Source organism: Rhodococcus sp. AB351 (assembly GCF_049538275.1).
Taxonomy (GTDB): domain Bacteria; phylum Actinomycetota; class Actinomycetes; order Mycobacteriales; family Mycobacteriaceae; genus Rhodococcus.
Map to the genome: position 1 here is coordinate 193,019 of NZ_JBMVFW010000007.1, position 18,928 is coordinate 211,946.

An 18,928-nucleotide genomic window follows, 5' to 3' on the forward strand; every position below is an offset into this window, starting at 1 on the left:
GCCGAACGGGTGTTCTCACCCCACCGAGGGTGACTCCCGGGCAATGTCCGAACCGTCCGTCAGGTCCCGCACCTCCGCGTAGCGCTCCCGCACGTGCGGTGTCGGGTCGGCCTCGTAGTGGCGTGTCGCGCCGGATTCCCACGATGGGGGTTCGTCGTCTCCGCGCAGCACCCACGCGGCCTGTCTGGCGGCGCCGCGCGCCACGTACTCCCCCGGTTCGGGAACGTCGACAGGCATGCCCAGCACCGCCGGCGCCAGCTCGCACACCGCCTGCGAGCGCGCCCCACCGCCGACGAGCAGCACCCGCCGGACCTCGGTGCCCTGCGCCCGGATGTGGTCGATGCCGTCGGCCAGCGGACACAGCAGGCCCTCGAACGCCGCGCGGGCGAGATGCGCGGGAGTCGCCGTTCCGAGCCGCAGCCCGTGCAGTGCGCCGGTCGCGCCGGGACGGTTCGGGGTACGTTCCCCTTCCAGATACGGGACCAGCACGAGTCCGTCGCTGCCGGCCGGCGCCGAGAGTGCGAGCCGCGTGAGCTCGGTGTGGTCGACGCCGAGCATCGTCGCGGTGGCGTCCAGTACCCGGGCCCCGTTGAGCGTGCACACCAGCGGCAGGTGCCGGCCGGTCGCGTCGGCGAATCCTGCGACGTAACCGTCCGCGTCGCGGGCCGGTGTCGTGGACACGGCGCACACCACGCCCGACGTGCCGATGGAGACGACCACGTCGCCCTCGCGGACGTCGAGGGCCAGCGCGCTCGCCGCATTGTCGCCCGCTCCCGGACCGAGCAGGGCGCCGGAGACCGTCTCCCCGATGCTCTCGGCCGGCCCGGCGACCCGCGGAAGGATCGGACTCGGCCGGCGCAGGGCCAGTTCGAGCAGATCCCGGCGGTAGGTGTCGGTGGATGCGTCGAAGTAGCCGGTGCCGCTCGCGTCGCTGCGATCGGTGGCGAGCCGGTCGAGGTCGCGGTCGGTGCGCATCGTCCACGTCAGCCAGTCGTGCGGCAGGCACAGCGCCGCGGTGCGGTCGGCGTTGCCGGGTTCGTGGTCGGCGAGCCAGCGGGTCTTCGCGACGGTGATCGCGGCGAGCGGGACCACCCCGACGGCCTCGGCCCATGCGGCCGAGCCACCGGCCTCGTCGACGAGATCGGCTGCTGCCGCTGCGGATCTCGTGTCGTTCCACAGCAGCGCGTCGCGGACCACGTCGCCGCGGTCGTCGAGGCACACCATGCCGTGCTGCTGCGCTCCCACCGAGATCGCCGCGACGTCGTCGAGTCCGCCCGCTTCGGAACACGCCCGATCGAAGGCGGCGCGCCACTCCAGCGGGTCCACCGCGGTGCCAGGTGGATGCGGAGCGCGACCTTCGCGCACGACGGCTCCGGTGTCGGCGTCGCATACGACGACCTTGCACGACTGGGTGGACGAATCGATCCCGGCGACGAGCGTCATCGTGCCGCCTCCCGGGCCGCGGTGCGGTCGGCCAGCGTGGGCAGGTCGGCGCCGGCGCGCGCGACGGTCAGACCGGAGGTCCACGCGGCGGTGTCGAGCACGTCGCGCAGGTCGTCGATCCCGATGCCGCGCAGTCGTTCCCGATGGTCGGCACCGAGGAGTCCGCAGGTCCACAATCCGTCGAGCAGACCGGTGGTGAAGGCGTCGCCGGCGCCGACCGTGTCGACAACCTCGACCCGCACGGCGGGCACCTCGACGGTTCCGGCCGCACACAGCGCCACCGCACCGCGTTCTCCGCGGGTCACCGCGACGATCGCCGGCCCTCGCGAGAGCCAGTCCCGTGCGGTGTCGAGGGGATCGCGGTCGGGCGCGAACCACGTCAGGTCCTCGTCGCTGGCCTTGACCACATCGGCGAGCGAGACGAGTCGTTCGATCCGTTCCCGCCCACGTGCCGGGTCGTCGATCAGCGCCGGGCGGACGTTCGGGTCGAAGCTCACCGTGGACGTTCCCGCCTGCTGCGCGACGAGTTCGGCGACGAGTTCACAACCGGGTTCGAGCACCGTAGCGATGGATCCGGTGTGCACGAGCACGGCGTCCACCGACGGTGGTGGCTCGACCGGATCCCAGACGATATCGAATTCGTACTTCGCGGAACCCTTCTCGTCGATCTCCGCCTGCGCGGTCGCTGTGCGCTCGGCTGCAGCGCTGCCCGGTGTCAGAGACACACCGGAGACCGCGAGATGGTCGACGATCCGCCGTCCGCGGGCGTCGGTGCCGACGCGTGTTGTGAACTGCACGGGCCGGTCGAGTCGCCCTAGACCCAGTGCGACGTTGAGCGGGCTCCCGCCGACATGCTCGACGGGTTCGGCACCGCCGCGGTGGACGATGTCGACGAGGGCTTCTCCGACGACGAGAGCGTGGCCGTTCATTCCGGCTCTCCCGGAAGTTCCTTCAGGGCGGCGCGGGCGCCGTCGTTGTGCAGGGCGTTGAGCGCCCAGGTGTAGGCGTCGACGAAGCGGTGGTTCTGCGCGAGATCACCGAAGACCTCGGTGTTCTCGATGAAAGCAGTGGGATGCGTGAGTTGTCGTCGCGCGATCGGGACGAGCGTGTCGGCGAGCCGGTCGACCACCTCGATCGGTTGACCCTGTTCGTCGACGCCTTCGGCGTAGCGCGCCCACGAGGCGACGATCGCCGCGGACGACTGCACGTGGCCACCGGTGGCCAGGTTTTCCCGGATCACCGGCACCAGCCACTTCGGGATGCGGTCGGACGACTCGGCGCACAAGCGGGCGATCGTGTCCCGGATCTCGGGGTTCGCGAACCTCTCGATGAGGGTGGTCTTGTACTCGTCGAGATCGATACCCGGCACCGGTTTCAGGGTCGGTGTCGCGTCGGTGTCCATGTAGGCACGGACGAATCCGGCGAGGAGCGGATCCTGTGCGGCCTCGTGGACGAGCCGGTATCCCATGAGATACGCGAAATAGCAGAGCCCCTGGTGACCGGCGTTGAGCAGGCGCAACTTCATCAGTTCGTAAGGAGCGACGTCCTCGACGATCTGCACTCCCGCATCCTCGAAGGGCGGTCGCCCGTCGGCGAAGGCCTCCTCGAGGACCCACGAGGTGAAGGGCTCGGCGGCGACCGGCCAGCGGTCCTGTACCCCGAAGCGTTCGGACAGCGCCGAGACCACCTCGTCGGTGGTCACCGGGGTGATCCGGTCGACCATCGAGTTGGGGAAACGGACGTGCTCGGTGATCCATTCCGCGAGATCCGGATTCAGGAGGCGCGCGTATTCGGTGAAGACGCGGCGCGCGACACTTCCGTTGCCCTCGATGTTGTCGCACGACATCACCGTCGGAGCGCGCAGTCCCCGCTCCCGTCGCCGGGCGAGAGCCTCGGTGACGAGACCGAAGACGGTGGCCGGGGGTTCGCCGGACCGCAGATCGTGTTGCACGGCCGGATCGTCGACGTCGAACTCGCCGGTGTCGTGACGGATGTTGTAACCGCCCTCGGTGACGGTCAGCGAGATGATCCGGGTGGTCGGGGCCGCGAGGAGCTCGATGACCGCCTCGGGATCGTCGGGGGCGTAACGGTAGTCGACGATGGAGCCGATCACCCGCGGCTCCCACGTGCCGTCGGGGTGGGTCAGCACCAGCGTGTACAGGTGGTCCTGCGCGGCGAGCGCCTCCTGCATACGGCGATCACCGGGGAGCACCCCGACACCGCAGATACCCCATTCCTTCGCCTTCCCCTGTTCGAGGAGCCGGTCGACGTACATCGCCTGGTGCGCGCGGTGGAATCCGCCCACACCGAAGTGCACGATGCCGACGGAGACGTCGTCCCGCCGGTAGCTCGGGACGGGCACGCCCAGCTCGGGCAGGGTCTGCTCGTTCACCTGCATGAATCTTCAGTCCTTTCCCGCCGGATCGGTCACGTCCACGACGGCCTTGATGTTTCCGGGTGTCCGGTCGGATTCGAGCGCGTCGGCGGTCTTGTCGAGGGGGAACCGGGCGGTGACCATCGAGTCGAGATCGACCCGGCCCGCCTCGACGAGTGCGAGCGCGGTCGGCCACGTGTTCGCGTAGCGGAACACACCGGTCAGGATCAGTTCGCGGTTCTGGACGAGCTGCACCGGCAGGGTCATCGTCTCGGCGCCTGATCCGACGAGGACGACGGTGCCGCCGGGACGGACCGCGCGGATACCCGAGTCGACGGCGGCGGGGGCACCGGACGCGTCGATGTAGGCGTCCACGCGCAGGGCCGACGGATCGTCGAGGCGGGGATCGAGCGCAGCGCTCGCCCCGAACGACAGTGCGGTCTCGCGTCGTCGTTCGTCGAGGTCGGTGACGACGACCTCGACCGCACCGAAGGCGCGCGCGACCTGGGCGACGACGATGCCGACGGGCCCGGCGCCGGTGACGAGGACGCGGGAGCCGGCGGTGACGCGGGCCTTGCGGACAGCCGCGATGCCGACCGACAGCGGCTCGCACAGCGCGGCGGCGTCGTCGGACACGGTGTCCGGAACGGGATGGGCGAAGGCCGCCCCGATGGTGACGTACTCGCACAGCGCGCCGTCGACGGGCGGCGTGGCGTAGAAGCGCATGTGCGGGCACAGGTTGTAGTCGCCGCGGCGCGTCTCCTCGGTGAGCGGGTCGGGACGTTGCGGTTCGATCGAGACCCGCTCGCCGATCCGGCTCTGCGGAACACCGTCCCCGACCGCGACCACGACCCCGGACGCCTCGTGGCCGAGCACGATCGGATCGGTCACGACGAACTCGCCGATCCGCCCTTCGCGGTAGTAGTGCGCGTCCGAGCCGCACACCCCCACGGTGGTCACCCGGACGAGGACGTCGCCGGGCTCCGGTGCAGGTAGAGGCCGTTCCTGCATCTCGATGCGGCCCGGTTCGAGAAGCACGGCAGCACGCATCGTGTCCGGGAGCGTCGGGCGAACTGTTGTGTGGGTCACACTCCGATGCTAACGTACTGAGCAGATGCACGCACCCCTGAGCAGATGCTCACGGAGCGCGACGAAGACTGCTCGCACCAAGGAGAGCTCGTGACCGCCCCCGGCCCCACCAACATCCCGGACACGGAGAGCCCGGTATCCACCGAGGATCTCCGTCTCGCCGTGCGGGCCGCGACGCTCTACTACCTCGACGGCCTCACGCAGGCGGAGGTGGCGCAGCGCCTCGGCGTCTCCCGCCCCACCGCCGGCCGGCTCGTCGCGCGCGCTCGCGCCCAGGGTCTGGTGCGCATCGAGGTCACCGTGCCACCCACCTGGCGCGACGACCTGCACGCCGAGACCGAACGGGCACTCGAGGAGCGCTACGGACTCGTCGAGGCCGTCGTGGTCGGGCGCCGCGTCGACGACGCCGGCCCGATCGAGGACTCCGCGAGCTTCGCTGCCCTCGGACGCGCCGCCGCCGGCCTGCTCACCCGCCGCCTCCGCCCCTCCGACACCCTCGGATTCACGTGGGGTCCGGAAACGGTCGCCGTGGCGCAGGCCCTCCCGTCCGGTGTCGCCAGTTGCGCGACGATCGTCCAGCTCGACGGATCCATCTCCACGAGCGCCTACCAGACCGGCACCGAGTTCGTCCTCGGCCGCTGCGCCGAACAACTTCGGGCACAACCGCTCCGGCTTCCCACACCGCTGTACGCCGATCCGTCCACGGTCGCGTCGATGCGCACCGACTCACTGATCTCCCGCACGCTCGAGGTCGGACGTCGCGCCGAGGTGATGATCTTCGGTGTGGGCGCGGTGTCGACCTCGACCACTCTGTTCGAGGGCAGTTTCCTCGACACCGCGATGCTCCACGAACTCGACGGCCTCGGTGCGGTCGGCGAGATCGGCGGCCGGTTCTTCCGCGCCGACGGCACCGCCGTGCACGGCGAACTCGAGACCCGCACCATGTCGGTCCCCCTCGACGACGTCCGCGACTGCCCCGCCACCATTCTCGTCACCGGCGGACAGTCCAAGCACCGCGCTGTACTCGGTGCTCTCCGAGGCGGTCTCGCGAACATGCTCGTCTGCGACATCGCGTGCGCCCAGTACCTGCTCGACCATCCCGACCACGCCCTCGAGAACGACACCCCCAAGGACGAGGCACCACCGAAATGAGGTAGACCATCGTGCCTACAGCAAGAAGATCCATCCGCGCGGCCGCGGCAGGAGCCGTGGCCCTGAGCGTCGCACTGACCGGTTGTGCCGGTGCAGGATCGATCGGTACGTCCGGCCGCACCGTCACCATCGCGATGGTGTCGAACTCCCAGATGCAGGACGCACAGCAACTCGCGTCGCAGTTCGAGGCCGAGAACCCGGAGATCGACCTGAAGTTCGTCACACTCTCCGAGAACCAGGCCCGCGCCAAGATCACCGCATCCACGGCGATGGGCGGCGGCGAGTTCGACGTCGTGATGATCAGCAACTACGAGACGCCCCAGTGGGCGGAGTACGGCTGGCTCACGAACCTGTCGCCGTACATCGAGCAGACCGACGGCTACGACGCCGACGACATCATTCCCTCGCTGCGCGACGCACTCTCGTACGAGGGCGACCTGTACTCGGTGCCCTTCTACGGCGAATCGTCGTTCCTGATGTACCGCAAGGACCTGTTCGAGCAGGCCGGCATCACACTGTCCGATCCACCGACCTGGACCGAGGTCGCCGAGGCCGCAGCGCAACTCGACGGCCCCGACATCAACGGCATCTGCCTGCGCGGCAAGCCCGGCTGGGGTGAGCTGCTCGCACCGCTCGACACCGTCATCAACACCTTCGGCGGACGGTGGTTCGACGAGAACTGGAATGCGCAGCTGAACAGTCCCGAGGTACGCGAAGCGGTGCAGTTCTACGTCGACCTCGTCCGCGAGTACGGTCAGCCCGGTGCCGCGACGAGCGGATTCAGCGAGTGCGCAACGCAACTCGCGCAGGGTCGGGTCGCCATGTGGTACGACTCCACCTCGGCCGTCTCGACTCTCGAGGATCCCGCGTCGAGCAACGTCGTCGGCAAGATCGGCTACGCGGCCGCGCCCGTCCAGGAGAAGGATCCCTCGGGCTGGCTCTACACGTGGTCGCTCGGTATCCCCGCGAGCAGCGAGCACACCGAGGACGCGTGGAAGTTCATCTCGTGGATGACCGACCAGCAGTACCTGCGCACCGTCGGCGAGCAACTCGGCTGGGAGCGGGTGCCGCCGGGTAGCCGACTGTCGACCTACGAGATCCCCGAATACGCCGAAGCCGCCGCGGCCTACGGCCCGATCACCCTCGAATCCATCGAAGGAGCCGACCAGCAGAACCCCACGGTCGACCCCGTCCCGTACACGGGCATCCAGTTCGTGGCCATCCCCGAGTTCCAGGATCTCGGCACCCGGGTCAGCCAGCAGATCAGCGCCGCCATCGCCGGACGGCAGAGCGTCGAGGAAGCCCTCGACCAGGCACAGAAGTACGCCGAGGCCGTCGGCGCGACCTACCGGGAGAAGGACCAATGACCGCACCTGCAGCGCAGCGTCCCGCACCGGACGCCGACGAGCGAATCCGCGCCGTACGGGAGGCGAAGGAGGAACAGATCTCCCGCGCCGAAGGATGGCGCCGCCGCGGACCCCTGCTCCCGGCCCTGATCTTCACGATCGTGGTCACGCAGATCCCGTTCCTGTTCACGCTGTACTACTCGACCCAGTCGTGGAACCTCGTCAGCCCCGGTTCCCGCCGGTTCGTCGGGCTCCAGAACTACGTCGACGTCTTCCAGGACAGCCAGTTCTGGCAGGTCACCCTGAACACGGTGATCCTCATCGTCGGCACGGTCCTGATCTCCGTGATACTCGGGTTGCTCCTCGCGCTCCTGCTCGATCGGGCATTCCTCGGACGCGGTATCGCACGGACCCTGCTCATCACGCCGTTCCTCGTCACCCCGGTCGCCAGTGCGCTGATCTGGAAGACGTCGATGTTCGATCCAGTCTTCGGCATCGTCAACTTCGTACTCTCCCCCTTCGGAGTGGGCGAGGTGGACTGGATCAGCCGATTCCCGCTCCCGGCCGTGATGGTCGCGCTGGTGTGGCAGTGGACGCCGTTCATGATGCTGCTCATCCTCGCCGGCCTGCAGTCGATGCCCCGCGACATCCTCGAGGCCGGCCGCGTCGACGGCGCCGGAGCGTTCGCACTGTTCCGCGAACTGACGCTGCCGCACCTGCGCCGGTTCATCGAACTCGGCACCGTTCTCGGCGCGATCTACCTGGTGAACACGTTCGACGCGATCTACATGATGACCCAGGGCGGACCCGGCACGGCCAGCTCCAACCTGCCGTTCTACATCTACCAGCGCGCGTTCCTCGGCTTCGACATCGGCCAGGCCGCGGCAATGGGTGTCGTGGTCGTCATCGGCACGATCGTCATCGCCACCTTCGCACTGCGCCTGATCTTCACATCGTTCACCGGCAAGGAGGAAGCGGCATGAGCACCACGGCCACGGAGCCGCAGGCTTCGGACACCACGGAACCCACCGGCCGTGTCATGCGCACGGCCCGGAAACGCAAGAACCGCAAGTTCAATCCCTGGGGTGTGGTCGCGTGGATCGCCGCCATCGGATTCTTCTTCCCGGTCTTCTGGATGGTGCTCACCGCCTTCAAGCAGGAGGCCGACGCCTACTCCGACCCCCCGAAGTTCTTCTTCACCCCCACCCTCGACCAGTTCCGGGCGGTGTTCGAGACCGGAGTGGGCACGGCCTTGCTCAACTCGGCGTTCGCCACCATCGTCTCGACGGTCCTGGTCCTGTTGCTCGGTGTACCGGCGGCCTTCGCGCTGTCGCTGCGTCCGGTGAAGAAGACCAAGGACGTGCTGTTCTTCTTCATCAGCACGAAGATGCTGCCGATCGTCGCCGCGATCATCCCGCTGTACGTGATCGTCGCGAACCTCGGTCTGCTCGACAACATCTGGGCCCTGGTCATCCTGTACACGGCGATGAACCTGCCCATCGCGGTGTGGATGATGCGGTCGTTCTTCCTCGAGGTCCCGGGCGAGCTGCTCGAGGCGGCGAGCATGGACGGTGCGAGCCTGTGGACCGCGGTGCGCGAGCTGATCCTGCCGCTCGTCTCCCCCGGTATCGCCGCAACCGCCCTGATCTGCGTGATCTTCTCGTGGAACGAGTTCTTCTTCGCCGTCAACCTGACCGCAGTTCAGGCGCAGACGATGCCCGTCTTCCTCGTCGGCTTCATCACCGGTGAAGGTCTGTACTGGGCCCGGTTGTCCGCCGCCGCGACGATGGCGGCGCTGCCCGTCGTGCTCGCGGGCTGGCTCGCCCAGAACAAGCTCGTGCGCGGCCTGTCGTTCGGCGCCATCAAGTAGACCCGATTCCCCTTACCAGCAAGGACTTCCACCATGGCCGACATCACCTACCGCAACGCCTCGTGCATCTACGAGAACTCCGACACCTTCGCGGTCGATTCGCTGAACCTCGACATCGAGGACGGCGAGTTCGTGGTCCTCGTCGGACCGTCCGGATCCGGCAAGAGCACCGCGCTGCGCATGCTCGCCGGACTCGAGGACATCGACGAGGGGTCGATCTCCATCGGCGGCAAGGACATGACCGGTGTGCCGTCGAAGGACCGCGACATCGCGATGGTCTTCCAGAACTACGCGCTGTACCCGAACAAGACGGTTGCCGAGAACATGGGATTCGCCCTGAAGATGCGCGGTGTGAGCGCCGACGAGCGCCGCCGCAAGGTCGAGGAGGCAGCGAAGATCCTGGACCTGACCCAGTTCCTCGACCGCAAGCCGGCCAAGCTGTCGGGTGGTCAGCGCCAGCGCGTGGCGATGGGACGCGCGATCGTGCGTGAGCCCCAGGTGTTCTGCATGGACGAGCCGTTGTCGAACCTCGATGCGAAGCTGCGCGTGCAGACCCGCACCGAGATCGCGGCGCTGCAACGCCGTCTCGGCACCACCACCGTCTACGTCACACACGACCAGGTCGAGGCGATGACGATGGGTGATCGAGTCGCCGTCCTGAAGAACGGAGTGCTGCAGCAGTTCTCCAGCCCCACCGAACTCTACGACCGCCCCGCCAACGCGTTCGTCGCCGGTTTCATCGGCTCACCGTCGATGAACCTGCTCCGCGCGAAGGTCGTCGACGACGGAGTCGTCGTGGGCAGCACCGTCATCCCCGTCGAACGCGACCGCATCGCGCGACTGCACTCCGCAGGCATCGATGAGGTCACCGCCGGGATCCGGCCCGAGGACTTCGAGATCGCCGACGAGGGCGTCGAAGCCGTCGTCGAACTCGTCGAGGAGCTCGGCAGCGAGTCGTACCTGTACACGCGGGTGCCCGGCACCGGCAATCAGGTGGTCGCGCGGGCACTGGTCCGTACCCCCGCGCGCCTCGCCGACACCGTGCACCTGCGCAAGCGCGAAGGTACGGTGCACCTGTTCCACGTCGACACCGGAGAGCGGGTGGGCGACTGACCCGGCGACGGAAGGATCCTCAGTGGGCGAGCAGTCGGTGGGCGAGCAGAAGGAACGGATGCTGGCCGGCGAACTCTACATCGCCGACGATCCCGAACTCGCCGCCGACGCGCTCCGGGCAGCGCTGCTGACCGAGAAGTACAACGCGTCGAGTGCAGCGGATCCGGATGCGCGTCGCGCACTGCTCGAGGAGTTGTTCGACTCGATCGGTGACGACGTGGAGATCCGGCCGCCGCTGCAGGTGGACTACGGATACCGGATCACCGTGGGGAACGGGACATTCGTCAACTTCGGCGCGATCATGCTCGACGTCGCGCCGATCACGATCGGCTCGGACGTGCAGATCGGCCCGAACGTACAACTCCTCACCCCCACGCATCCGCTCGAGCCCGATCTCCGCCGCGCGAAGTGGGAATCGGCACAACCGATCACGATCGGCGACAACGTGTGGCTCGGCGGTGGCGCGATCGTCGGACCGGGCGTCACGATCGGCGAGAACACCGTCGTCGGAGCCGGCGCGGTGGTCACCCGCGACCTGCCGCCGAACGTCGTGGCGACGGGCGTACCCGCGCGGGTGACGCGCCGGCTCTGAAACGATCGGAGCCGCCTGCTCAGAGACGATCGGAGCCACCGGCTCAGTGACGATCGGAGCGGAACTTGCGTCGCTCTCGGCGCTCGCTATGCTGCCCCGCATGATCAGTCGCCGCACACGCCTCGTCAGCTTCGTCGTCGTCGCGGGTGCGGCACTCGTCGCGGCAGGGTGTTCGCGGAGCGTGGAGGGTGAGGCCACCGCATCCGGAGCACCCGCCGAGCCGGCGAGCACCAACGCCACCTCCTCGGCGCCGTCCACGACCACGACCACGACGGCCGCACCGAAGCCGGTCGACCCCGACGGCTACGCCGCGACCAGCGAGGGCGTGTACTACTTCGCGTCGCCGGGCGGACAGTTCGGATGTGCCATCCTCGTCCACACCACGCCCTTGACGGGCTGCCAGGGCACGATGCCGGCCAGTGCACCCCAGGTCCCCGGCAGCGGTGCGCCCGACGCCCTCGTGCCGGCGAACGCCCTGATGCTCGAAGGCGACGGCCCCGGAGAGTGGGTCAGCATCGGCGACATCGCGTTCACGGATTTCGGCGGTGCCCCGAAGACGCTGCCCCACGGCAGCACTCTCACGGTCGATCCGTTCACGTGCACCGTCGACGAGAAGACCGGTGTCACGTGCGAGACGGACGCCCACGGATTCACCGTGTCGGCGACCGGCGGCGAAGTCTGGTGATCGCGGCGGTGCTCGGGGGTGATCAGGGCAGGTCGTCCCGCGCCATCGGCATCATGAAATCGCCGATCTCGTCCCGCATCCACCACTGGCCCGTCGCGCGCCGTTCGGCGTGCGTCGCGAAGCGGTATCGGAACAGGCGGGCCCGCACCAGGCGCGGCGGTTCGTCCGGGAACGGGTTGTGCCGGAGCAGTTTCACGGTGGCCGGATCGTTCTCGAGCAGCTTGCCCGCGAACCGCGGGAACCACCCCGCGGCGTAGTCGCGGGAGATCCCCGCGAACCACATCAACCAGTCCAGACGCAGGTGGTACGGCGCGTACTGACGCGGCCTGCGGTACACGTCGCCCGGTTTGCCCTTGAACTCGTACTCGCGCCACTCCGTCGCCGGTGTCACCACCGCATCGGTGGTGCCTTCGACGATCACTTCCCGCCGGGTGCGTGTGACGGTGCCGAACGCGCCGTACGTGTTCACGAAGTGCCACTTGTTGAACGAGGCGTTCATCGCCTGCCGATGCGACATCATGTTCGCCACCGGCCAGTAGCTGAGCACCGCGACCAGCACGGTCAGTGCCACCACGGCGACGGTGAACGCGATCGGTGTCGGACCGTAGGTCGTGTCGGAGTCGATCAGCAACCCGTAGAAACTGTCGGGCACCACCGAGAGCGCGATGACGATGGTGATCCAGTTGAGCCACGCGAAGTTGCCGCTCGTCACCAGCCACAACTGCGTGACGATCATGATCAGTGCGGCGATCCCGGCGACCGGCTGCGGCAGGAACAACCCGAACGGCACGACGAGCTGCGTGAAGTGGTTACCCGCCACCTCCACCTTGTGCAGCGGCCGCGGGATCAGGTGGAAGTACCGGCTGAGCGGGCCGGGCATCGGCTGGGTTTCGTGGTGGTAGTACAGGCAGGTCAGGTCGCGCCAGCAGCGGTCGCCGCGCATCTTGATCAGCCCGGCGCCGAACTCGAGGCGGAACAGCAACCAGCGCAGCAGGATCAGCACGAGCAGCGGCGGCGCGGTATCGGCGTTGCCCAGGAAGATCGCGAGCACACCGGCCTCGAGCAGCAGCGACTCCCAGCCGAACGAGTACCAGACCTGCCCGACGTTGACGATCGACAGGTACAGCAACCACATCACGAACCACACGAGCATGCAGACCACGAGCGGCAACTGCTCGGTGACACCGAGCATCGTCACCACCGACAGCACGAGACCCACCGCGGCGACCGCGGTGAACAGACCGTCGGAGTATCTCCAGTGGAACAGGCTAGGCGACTGCCGGAACGACGTGAGAGACAGGAATCGCGGGGCGGGAAGGATGCCGCGTTCGCCGATCAGCGCCCGGAACTGCAGCAGGGCCGCGAGGAAGGCCACGGCGTACAGCGCCGCGAGTCCACGGGTGGCCAGCAGCCGCCCGATCGTGTACCCGTCCGCGTCCAACCAGTCCATCGCTCGGCTCGTTCGTCGTCTGTCGTGCGCGCCGATTCGAGCATGCCACGTCCGGTTCGCCGGTGGAGACGGTCTCGCGACGACGTGCGGGTGTAAACAGGAATAGTGAGCATCCCTAACGAATCGGAAGACACCCGATCCCGCATCTCGTTTCCGCGGCGATGGAGTCAGATCGACCCGTCGCGCCGCGGGATCGTCCTCGCATGGCTGGCCTTCACCGTGACCTTCGGCGGTGCCCGCCTCGTGACCTGGCTGATCCAGATCGACACGAGGGGTTTCGGCGACGTGAGCGCCGGCGGTGTGCACCTCCACCACTACCTGTGGGGCATTCTGCTGCTCGCCGGAGTGGCGATCTACGGCATGGTCGACCGATCCCCGAAGACCCGCACCTGGATGGGTCTCGCGCTCGGCGTGGCCCTCGCACTGATCGTCGACGAGGCAGCCCTGCTCATCACGCTCGAGGACGTGTACTGGCAGACCGAGGGCTGGCCCTCCGTCGCACTGGCCATCAGCCTCATCGGGATCGTCGGGACCGGACTCGTCCTCACCCGCTCGGGTGCGGAAGTCGACGACCGCTGACGACCGGCTACACGCGGATCTCCCGCCGCAGCCCGCTCGCTCGGAGCACCTGCCGTGCCACGCCCGCCCGTACCGCGTCCTCGGTTCCGATGATCCGCACGTGCGACCGCGCACGTGTGATCGCGGTGTACAGCAGTTCGCGGGTGAGCAACGCCGATCCGGAGTCGGGCAGCACCACCGAGACGGTGCCGTACTGACTGCCCTGGCTGCGGTGGATCGTCATCGCGTAGACGGTGCTCACCGCCGGCAGCTGACTCGGGCGCAGTTCGAACGGCGTCTCGCCGCGTGCGAACGCCGCGACGAGTTCGTCGCCGCGACGCACGACCACGCCGGTGTCGCCGTTGTAGATCTGCATGTCGTGGTCGTTCGCGGTGACGAGCAGCGGCCGGCCGGGATACCAGCTCTCGGGATCGAGGCGCTGCCCCGCGGCCTCCCCGATCCACTCGGCTGCCTGCCTCGCCCACCACTGCACACCGGCCGGGCCGTCGCGGTGCGCGCACAGCAACCGATGTTCCTCGAACCGCTTCAGCGCCGTCTCGACGTCCCCCGTCTCGGCAGACTTGGTGACCTCGGCGGCGGAGCGGACGATGTCGTCGCGCAGGGCGTCGAGCTCGGAGGGGGCCACGAACGAGACGTGCGGGTCGCCGCTGCGCAGGATGTCGAGCACCGCGTCGCCGTCGCCCTTGCGGACGGCCACCGCCAGCTCGGCGATCGCACCACCGAAGCGGCGGCCGCGGCTCAGGCGCACGACCCCACCGCCGAGCCGGGCGCGTTCGGCCGGAGTGAAGGCCGCTTCGGCAGGGTCGTCGGCGGCCGCGAGATCGCGGGCGACGACCCGTTCGAAGACCGGATCGAGGGCGCCGCCGACCGGTCGCCCCACGAGGTCGGCCAGTACCGCACCGGCGTCGACGGAAGCGAGCTGGTCGGGGTCGCCGACGAGGACGAGCCGGGTGTCGGGACGCACCGCCTCGAGCAGGCGGCACATCATCGTCAACGACACCATCGACGTCTCGTCGACGACGATCACGTCGTACGGCAGATGATTGCCCGCGTGGTAGCGGAAGCGGGTGCGGCCGCGCTGCCAGCCGAGCATGCGGTGCACGGTCATGGCGGTGAGATTCGGCGGCAGACCCAGCTCGGTCTCCTGCTCGCGCACCGATTCCTGCAGGCGCGCAGCGGCCTTGCCGGTGGGAGCGGCCAGGCCGATGCGCAGTTCGTGACCGTACAGACGGGTGAGCAGCGCGAGGATCCGCGCCACCGTGTGGGTCTTGCCGGTGCCCGGCCCGCCCGCGATCACCGTGGTCGGTCGGGTAGCGGCGAGCGCCGCCGCGACACGCTGACGGTCGGGTGCCGGCGCGGGCCGGGAGGGATCGTCGGGATGGTGGAACAGCTCGTCGAGCGTCGCCGAGATGCGCTCCTCGTCGAGGTCGGGGAACGTCGCCGTGCGTTCGGCGAGCACCCGGCGGATCGTCTGCTCCTGCCGGAAGTACCGGTCGAGATACAGCAGCGGGCCTTCCGCGGTGTCGACGAGACGCAACGGTCGCAGGGGTCCACGTTCGCCGCCGACCACGAGGGGGCTGCGACGCAGCGCCGCGAGCACGTCCTCGTCGCGAGGCCACGGCAGGCTCGCGGGGTCGACGACGGGATGACCGTCCGCGTCCTCCTCGACTGTGACCTCGCGAAAACGCGTGAGGTCGAGGCACACCGACCCGGATCGCACGGCACGCACAGCCAGCGCGGTGGCGAGATGCACGTGCGGGTCGTCCTCGCCGCCGAGCGCCGCGAGTCGCAGGGCGACGTGCACGTCGGCGGCGGAGAGTGCGCCCACCTCGTTGAACTGCCGCAGAGCGCCCTTGCCGCGCTGGGCGATCCGAACGTCGGTCATGGACTCGATCACGAGATCACGGCCTTTCCGGCGAGGAGGTCGGACAGGTCGGTGACGAGAGCGGCCGGCGGATGCCAGTCGAACACGCCGCTGCCGGGTGGGCTGTCCGGTCCGGCCATGCCGCGGACGAACAGGTACTGCACGCCACCGAGGTGGACGTGCGGGTCGTAGTCGCGCATCCGCCACCGCAGATAACGGTGCAGGGCAACGGAATAGAGCAGCGCCTGCATCGGATAGTGGGCGCGGAGCATCTCCGCCGCCATCGACTCGCGGGTGTAGTGGGCGGTGGTCAGTTCGTCGACGGGCGCGAGCCGGTTGGTCTTGTAGTCGACGACGACGAATCGCGGCCCCTCGGTGCGCAGCACGGCGTCGATACTGCCGTTCAGATAACCCCGCAGTGGCACCGGTTCGAGGGTGCGCACCAGATCGGCGTAGGCCGCCATCGGATCGTCGGCGGCCAGGTGCCGGCGCAACAACCCGCCGACCGCGTCGAGGGTGACGGTGACGGGCACCGGACTGTCGCCTCCGGTGAGCGGCAACTCGAAGTCGAGTTCGGAGAGTCGGTCGGACGGAGCGAAGTCGGCGAGGGTCCGGCCGAGCGGCCCGAGCGGGGTGCGCATCACCGGGAGCAACGCCGCCGCGAGTTGGGCGGGATCGATCGGCGACATCTGACGGCGCACCGTCTCGCGGCAGCAGTCGAGCAGTTCGGCCTCGAGATCGGGGGCGGAGGTGTCGACGACCTCGAGGACGGCGTGCACCAGCGTGCCGAAGATCGTGCCGCCGGGCAGTCCGTTCATCGGTGACGGAATGCCTTCGCGCGCCGGTTCCGTTGCGCTCAGCGGAGGCTCGGCCGGCTCGTCGGTCGTCACCGGTTCCTCCACCTCACCGCTCACCACGGGCGCATCGTGCACCGAGGCGGTGAGCGCCGAATAGGAGGTCCTGCGCCAGTTCTCGTCGACGACCCGATCGAAGCGGGCTGCGGCGAGTGGGCCGGTCTCCACGCGGGGGCGGGTCCAGCGTCGCACCGGAATCGGATGCGACCCCACCGCTTCGGCGGCGATGACCCCGTCGGCGCGCGCGGCCCACCGGTCGAATTCCTCGGCCATGGCCTCATCGTGGCCGATCCGGCCTTCCGCGGCGACCTCCGCCGAACCGGGGTCGCGGGCGAACAGCAACCGGTGCAGCGGCGACCGCGAGGTGGGTGTGGACGGCGCCCACCAGAGGGTGAGCGCACACTGCGCGCGCGTCACCGCGACATACAGCAGGCGCAGTTCCTCCCCCGCCTCCTCGAGTTCGTGCTGACGCCGCCGCGCGACGTAACCGGGACCGCTCTTGCCGCCCACATCGAGGATGCGTCGGCCGTTCTCGTGCAGCAGCAGCTTGTCGGGCTCGGGGTTCTTCGCGGCATCCCACCCGTACGGGACGTGGACGACGGGGAACTCGAGTCCCTTGCTGCCGTGCACGGTGAGGATCTGGACCGCCGCGGCGTCGCTGTCGAGGCGCCGGATCCGGTCGGCCCCACCGCGGTCGGGGTCGTTGATGCGATCCTCGAGCCAGCGGGTGAGCGCGGCCAGCCCCAGCGACTGCGCCGAGGCGACGTCCTCGAGCAGCTGTGCGACGTGCCGGATGTCGGTGAGGGTGCGTTCCCCGGACGGCTCGTCGAGGAGGCGGGCCTCCACCGAACCGAAGGACGCGAGGCGTTCGAAGACGGCAGCGAATCCGGTGCGGGCGTAGACGTCGTTCAGTTCGCGGAGCAGTCCGCCGACCTCCACGACCAGCGCTTCGCCCTCCGAATCGATGTCGGTCATCGTGCGGCCGAGCAGCGGGGTGAGCGCGGCGAGCCGGACACGATCGGCGCGATGGGGCTGCTCGAGCGCATAGAGAACCCACAGCCAGTGCTGCGCGGACGGTGTGGCGAACACACTCGTGCCCCCGGCGACCACGCACGGCACGTTCGCCTTCGTCAGCGCGTCGTGGACGAGTGTCACCTGCTTGTGCTTGCGCACGAGGACGGCGATGTGCCCGGGGCGTACGCGCTCGGGGCCGGAACCGAGGTCGACGGTGACGTTCTCGTCGTCGAGCAGGCGCACGATGTCGGCCGCGACGTCGCGGGCGACCCGTCCGCGCAGGCCGTCGAGGTTCTGCGGGAAACCCCAGTCGTTGAGCGGACCTGCGCCGGCACGGGGCAGGTGACGCACCCGCAGGGGCGCGATGCCCGAGAGCCGGGAATCGGCGGCCGCCGCCTTCACCGGGTTCACCACGATGCGGGGATCACCGAGTGACGCACCGAGATGGACGTGTTCGAGCGCCCGGACGAGATCACCGTCGCTGCGCCAGTTGGTGGTCAGCTCGCAGTAGGTGTCGGATTCGGAGACGGCGTCGAGATAGCTGAGCACCTCCGCGCCGCGGAAGGCGTAGATGGCCTGCTTCGGGTCGCCGACGAGCACGAGCGTGCTGTGCCCGTGGAACGCCCGGCGCAGGATCTCCCACTGCTTGGGGTCGGTGTCCTGGAACTCGTCGACGAGGACGACGGAGAAGCGCGCACGCATCCGCCGGCAGGCGGCGGCGCCGTGCTCCGGATCGCCGAGCACCGCGTGCAGCAGGGACAACTGGTCGTCGAAGTCGCGCAGGCCGAGTCGGCGCTTGCGTCGTTCGACCTCCTCGCGGACCGCCCGTGCGAACTCCACGCGCTCACCGGCGGCGGTGCCGTCGGCGTCGTCCGGTGCGAGTTCGGCCTGCGGGTCGAAGATCGCCTCCTTCGCGGCGACGGCCGCCTCGGCGTAGGTGATGGGGGCCTGTCCCCTGCCGTAGCGCCGCAGGTAGAGATCGTCGACGACCTCCACCCGCAGGTCGTCGACGTCCTCGACGACCGTGACGTCGGGTTCGCGTTCGCCGGCAATGCCGAGTTCGTCGAGCATGCGGCGGCAGAAGCCGTGCGTGGTGGAGATGGTGCCGGAGTCGAAATCGGACAACGCCTGTCGCAAGCGGGCCCGCCGCGCGTCGACGTCCTCGCTTGCGAGATGACGGACGAGCATGTCGGTGCTCGCCCGCGCACTCTCCGGATCGGCGAGGGCGGTGGCGACCTGCGCGAACCGGTTCCGGGTACGTTCGCGCAGTTCCTGCGTCGCAGCCCGGCTGAAGGTGACGAGCAGCAGATCCGACAGGCGGGCGTGCCCTTCGGCGACGAACCGGGTGGCGAGCCCGACGATCGCGTAGGTCTTCCCCGTTCCCGCGCTGGCCTCGAGAACGGTGGTGCCGCTCGGGAGCGGGCCGAGCAGATCGAAGCCTGCCGGCGGCGGACCGCCCGCGGCACGCGGATCGGTGATGGCGGTATAGGGCACGCTGCGTCC

At 69.1% G+C, this 18,928-nt stretch carries 15 protein-coding genes; 8 read left to right on the plus strand and 7 right to left on the minus strand.

Annotated elements, in window-relative coordinates:
• Positions 1-15 precede the first annotated feature (15 nt).
• The 4 genes from ACPCXD_RS16510 to ACPCXD_RS16525 are packed head-to-tail and all read right to left on the minus strand — an operon-like array spanning position 16 to position 4,867.
• Entirely contained in the window at positions 16-1,443 is a 1,428-nt protein-coding gene (locus ACPCXD_RS16510) for a xylulokinase (protein WP_423660342.1), read from the minus strand.
• Positions 1,440-2,372, minus strand: a complete 933-nt coding sequence (locus tag ACPCXD_RS16515; protein ID WP_258260552.1) for a carbohydrate kinase family protein — start codon at positions 2,370-2,372, stop codon at positions 1,440-1,442. Before ACPCXD_RS16515 ends, ACPCXD_RS16510 begins: the two co-directional genes overlap by 4 nt.
• A complete protein-coding gene (locus ACPCXD_RS16520; RefSeq protein ID WP_423660343.1) occupies positions 2,369-3,841 on the minus strand; it encodes a mannitol dehydrogenase family protein in 1,473 nt (490 codons plus the stop codon). Before ACPCXD_RS16520 ends, ACPCXD_RS16515 begins: the two co-directional genes overlap by 4 nt.
• A 6-nt stretch (positions 3,842-3,847) precedes the next feature.
• Positions 3,848-4,867, minus strand: coding sequence for an NAD(P)-dependent alcohol dehydrogenase (locus ACPCXD_RS16525; RefSeq protein ID WP_106200417.1), 1,020 nt, complete (start codon positions 4,865-4,867; stop codon positions 3,848-3,850).
• A 129-nt stretch (positions 4,868-4,996) separates the two neighbouring features.
• On the opposite strand from ACPCXD_RS16525, the gene ACPCXD_RS16530 reads away from it, so the two are divergent.
• The 7 genes from ACPCXD_RS16530 (at position 4,997) to ACPCXD_RS16560 (ending at position 11,664) form a co-directional block, all read left to right on the plus strand.
• Positions 4,997-6,058, plus strand: coding sequence for a sugar-binding transcriptional regulator (locus tag ACPCXD_RS16530; RefSeq protein ID WP_423660345.1), 1,062 nt, complete (start codon positions 4,997-4,999; stop codon positions 6,056-6,058).
• Positions 6,059-6,069: 11 nt separating this feature from the next.
• Positions 6,070-7,425, plus strand: a complete 1,356-nt coding sequence (locus ACPCXD_RS16535; RefSeq protein WP_226949777.1) for an ABC transporter substrate-binding protein — start codon at positions 6,070-6,072, stop codon at positions 7,423-7,425.
• A complete protein-coding gene (locus ACPCXD_RS16540; protein ID WP_016693894.1) occupies positions 7,422-8,387 on the plus strand; it encodes a carbohydrate ABC transporter permease in 966 nt (321 codons plus the stop codon). The genes ACPCXD_RS16535 and ACPCXD_RS16540 overlap by 4 nt, the downstream gene beginning before the upstream one ends.
• Complete coding sequence (locus ACPCXD_RS16545) at positions 8,384-9,274, plus strand: carbohydrate ABC transporter permease (protein ID WP_145692714.1); 891 nt, start codon at positions 8,384-8,386, stop codon at positions 9,272-9,274. Before ACPCXD_RS16540 ends, ACPCXD_RS16545 begins: the two co-directional genes overlap by 4 nt.
• A gap of 33 nt (positions 9,275-9,307) precedes the next feature.
• Positions 9,308-10,387, plus strand: a complete 1,080-nt coding sequence (locus tag ACPCXD_RS16550) for an ABC transporter ATP-binding protein (RefSeq protein WP_145692715.1) — start codon at positions 9,308-9,310, stop codon at positions 10,385-10,387.
• A 37-nt stretch (positions 10,388-10,424) separates the two neighbouring features.
• A complete protein-coding gene (locus ACPCXD_RS16555; protein WP_016693897.1) occupies positions 10,425-10,979 on the plus strand; it encodes a sugar O-acetyltransferase in 555 nt (184 codons plus the stop codon).
• 100 nt (positions 10,980-11,079) lie between these two features.
• Entirely contained in the window at positions 11,080-11,664 is a 585-nt protein-coding gene (locus ACPCXD_RS16560) for a hypothetical protein (RefSeq protein ID WP_229567480.1), read from the plus strand.
• A gap of 22 nt (positions 11,665-11,686) precedes the next feature.
• On the opposite strand, the gene ACPCXD_RS16565 is transcribed toward ACPCXD_RS16560, so the two are convergent.
• Positions 11,687-13,114: a lipase maturation factor family protein gene (locus ACPCXD_RS16565; RefSeq protein WP_423660348.1), complete on the minus strand. Its 1,428-nt coding sequence runs from the start codon at positions 13,112-13,114 to the stop codon at positions 11,687-11,689.
• A 105-nt stretch (positions 13,115-13,219) separates the two neighbouring features.
• On the opposite strand from ACPCXD_RS16565, the gene ACPCXD_RS16570 reads away from it, so the two are divergent.
• Positions 13,220-13,693 carry a hypothetical protein gene (locus tag ACPCXD_RS16570; protein WP_143533360.1) on the plus strand — a complete coding sequence of 158 codons (474 nt, stop codon included), beginning with the start codon at positions 13,220-13,222 and terminating at the stop codon, positions 13,691-13,693.
• Positions 13,694-13,700: 7 nt separating this feature from the next.
• Here the strand turns inward: ACPCXD_RS16570 and recD are convergent, their stop codons facing one another.
• Both recD and ACPCXD_RS16580 read right to left on the minus strand, forming a co-directional pair.
• Positions 13,701-15,578, minus strand: coding sequence for an exodeoxyribonuclease V subunit alpha (gene recD, locus ACPCXD_RS16575; protein WP_423660351.1), 1,878 nt, complete (start codon positions 15,576-15,578; stop codon positions 13,701-13,703).
• Between the two features lie 8 nt (positions 15,579-15,586).
• Positions 15,587-18,919, minus strand: coding sequence for a UvrD-helicase domain-containing protein (locus ACPCXD_RS16580; RefSeq protein ID WP_423660353.1), 3,333 nt, complete (start codon positions 18,917-18,919; stop codon positions 15,587-15,589).
• Positions 18,920-18,928: the final 9 nt, after the last annotated feature.

Excerpts from the sequence above, each read along its gene's own strand:
- ACPCXD_RS16565 (WP_423660348.1), bottom strand. The coding sequence starts at position 13,114 with ATGGACTGGTTGGACGCGGACGGGTACACGATCGGGCGGCTGCTGGCC.
- ACPCXD_RS16520 (WP_423660343.1), bottom strand. The coding sequence starts at position 3,841 with ATGCAGGTGAACGAGCAGACCCTGCCCGAGCTGGGCGTGCCCGTCCCG.
- ACPCXD_RS16560 (WP_229567480.1), top strand. The coding sequence starts at position 11,080 with ATGATCAGTCGCCGCACACGCCTCGTCAGCTTCGTCGTCGTCGCGGGT.
- ACPCXD_RS16510 (WP_423660342.1), bottom strand. The coding sequence starts at position 1,443 with ATGACGCTCGTCGCCGGGATCGATTCGTCCACCCAGTCGTGCAAGGTC.
- ACPCXD_RS16550 (WP_145692715.1), top strand. The coding sequence starts at position 9,308 with ATGGCCGACATCACCTACCGCAACGCCTCGTGCATCTACGAGAACTCC.
- ACPCXD_RS16515 (WP_258260552.1), bottom strand. The coding sequence starts at position 2,372 with ATGAACGGCCACGCTCTCGTCGTCGGAGAAGCCCTCGTCGACATCGTC.
- ACPCXD_RS16540 (WP_016693894.1), top strand. The coding sequence starts at position 7,422 with ATGACCGCACCTGCAGCGCAGCGTCCCGCACCGGACGCCGACGAGCGA.
- ACPCXD_RS16545 (WP_145692714.1), top strand. The coding sequence starts at position 8,384 with ATGAGCACCACGGCCACGGAGCCGCAGGCTTCGGACACCACGGAACCC.
- recD (WP_423660351.1), bottom strand. The coding sequence starts at position 15,578 with ATGACCGACGTTCGGATCGCCCAGCGCGGCAAGGGCGCTCTGCGGCAG.
- ACPCXD_RS16525 (WP_106200417.1), bottom strand. The coding sequence starts at position 4,867 with ATGCGTGCTGCCGTGCTTCTCGAACCGGGCCGCATCGAGATGCAGGAA.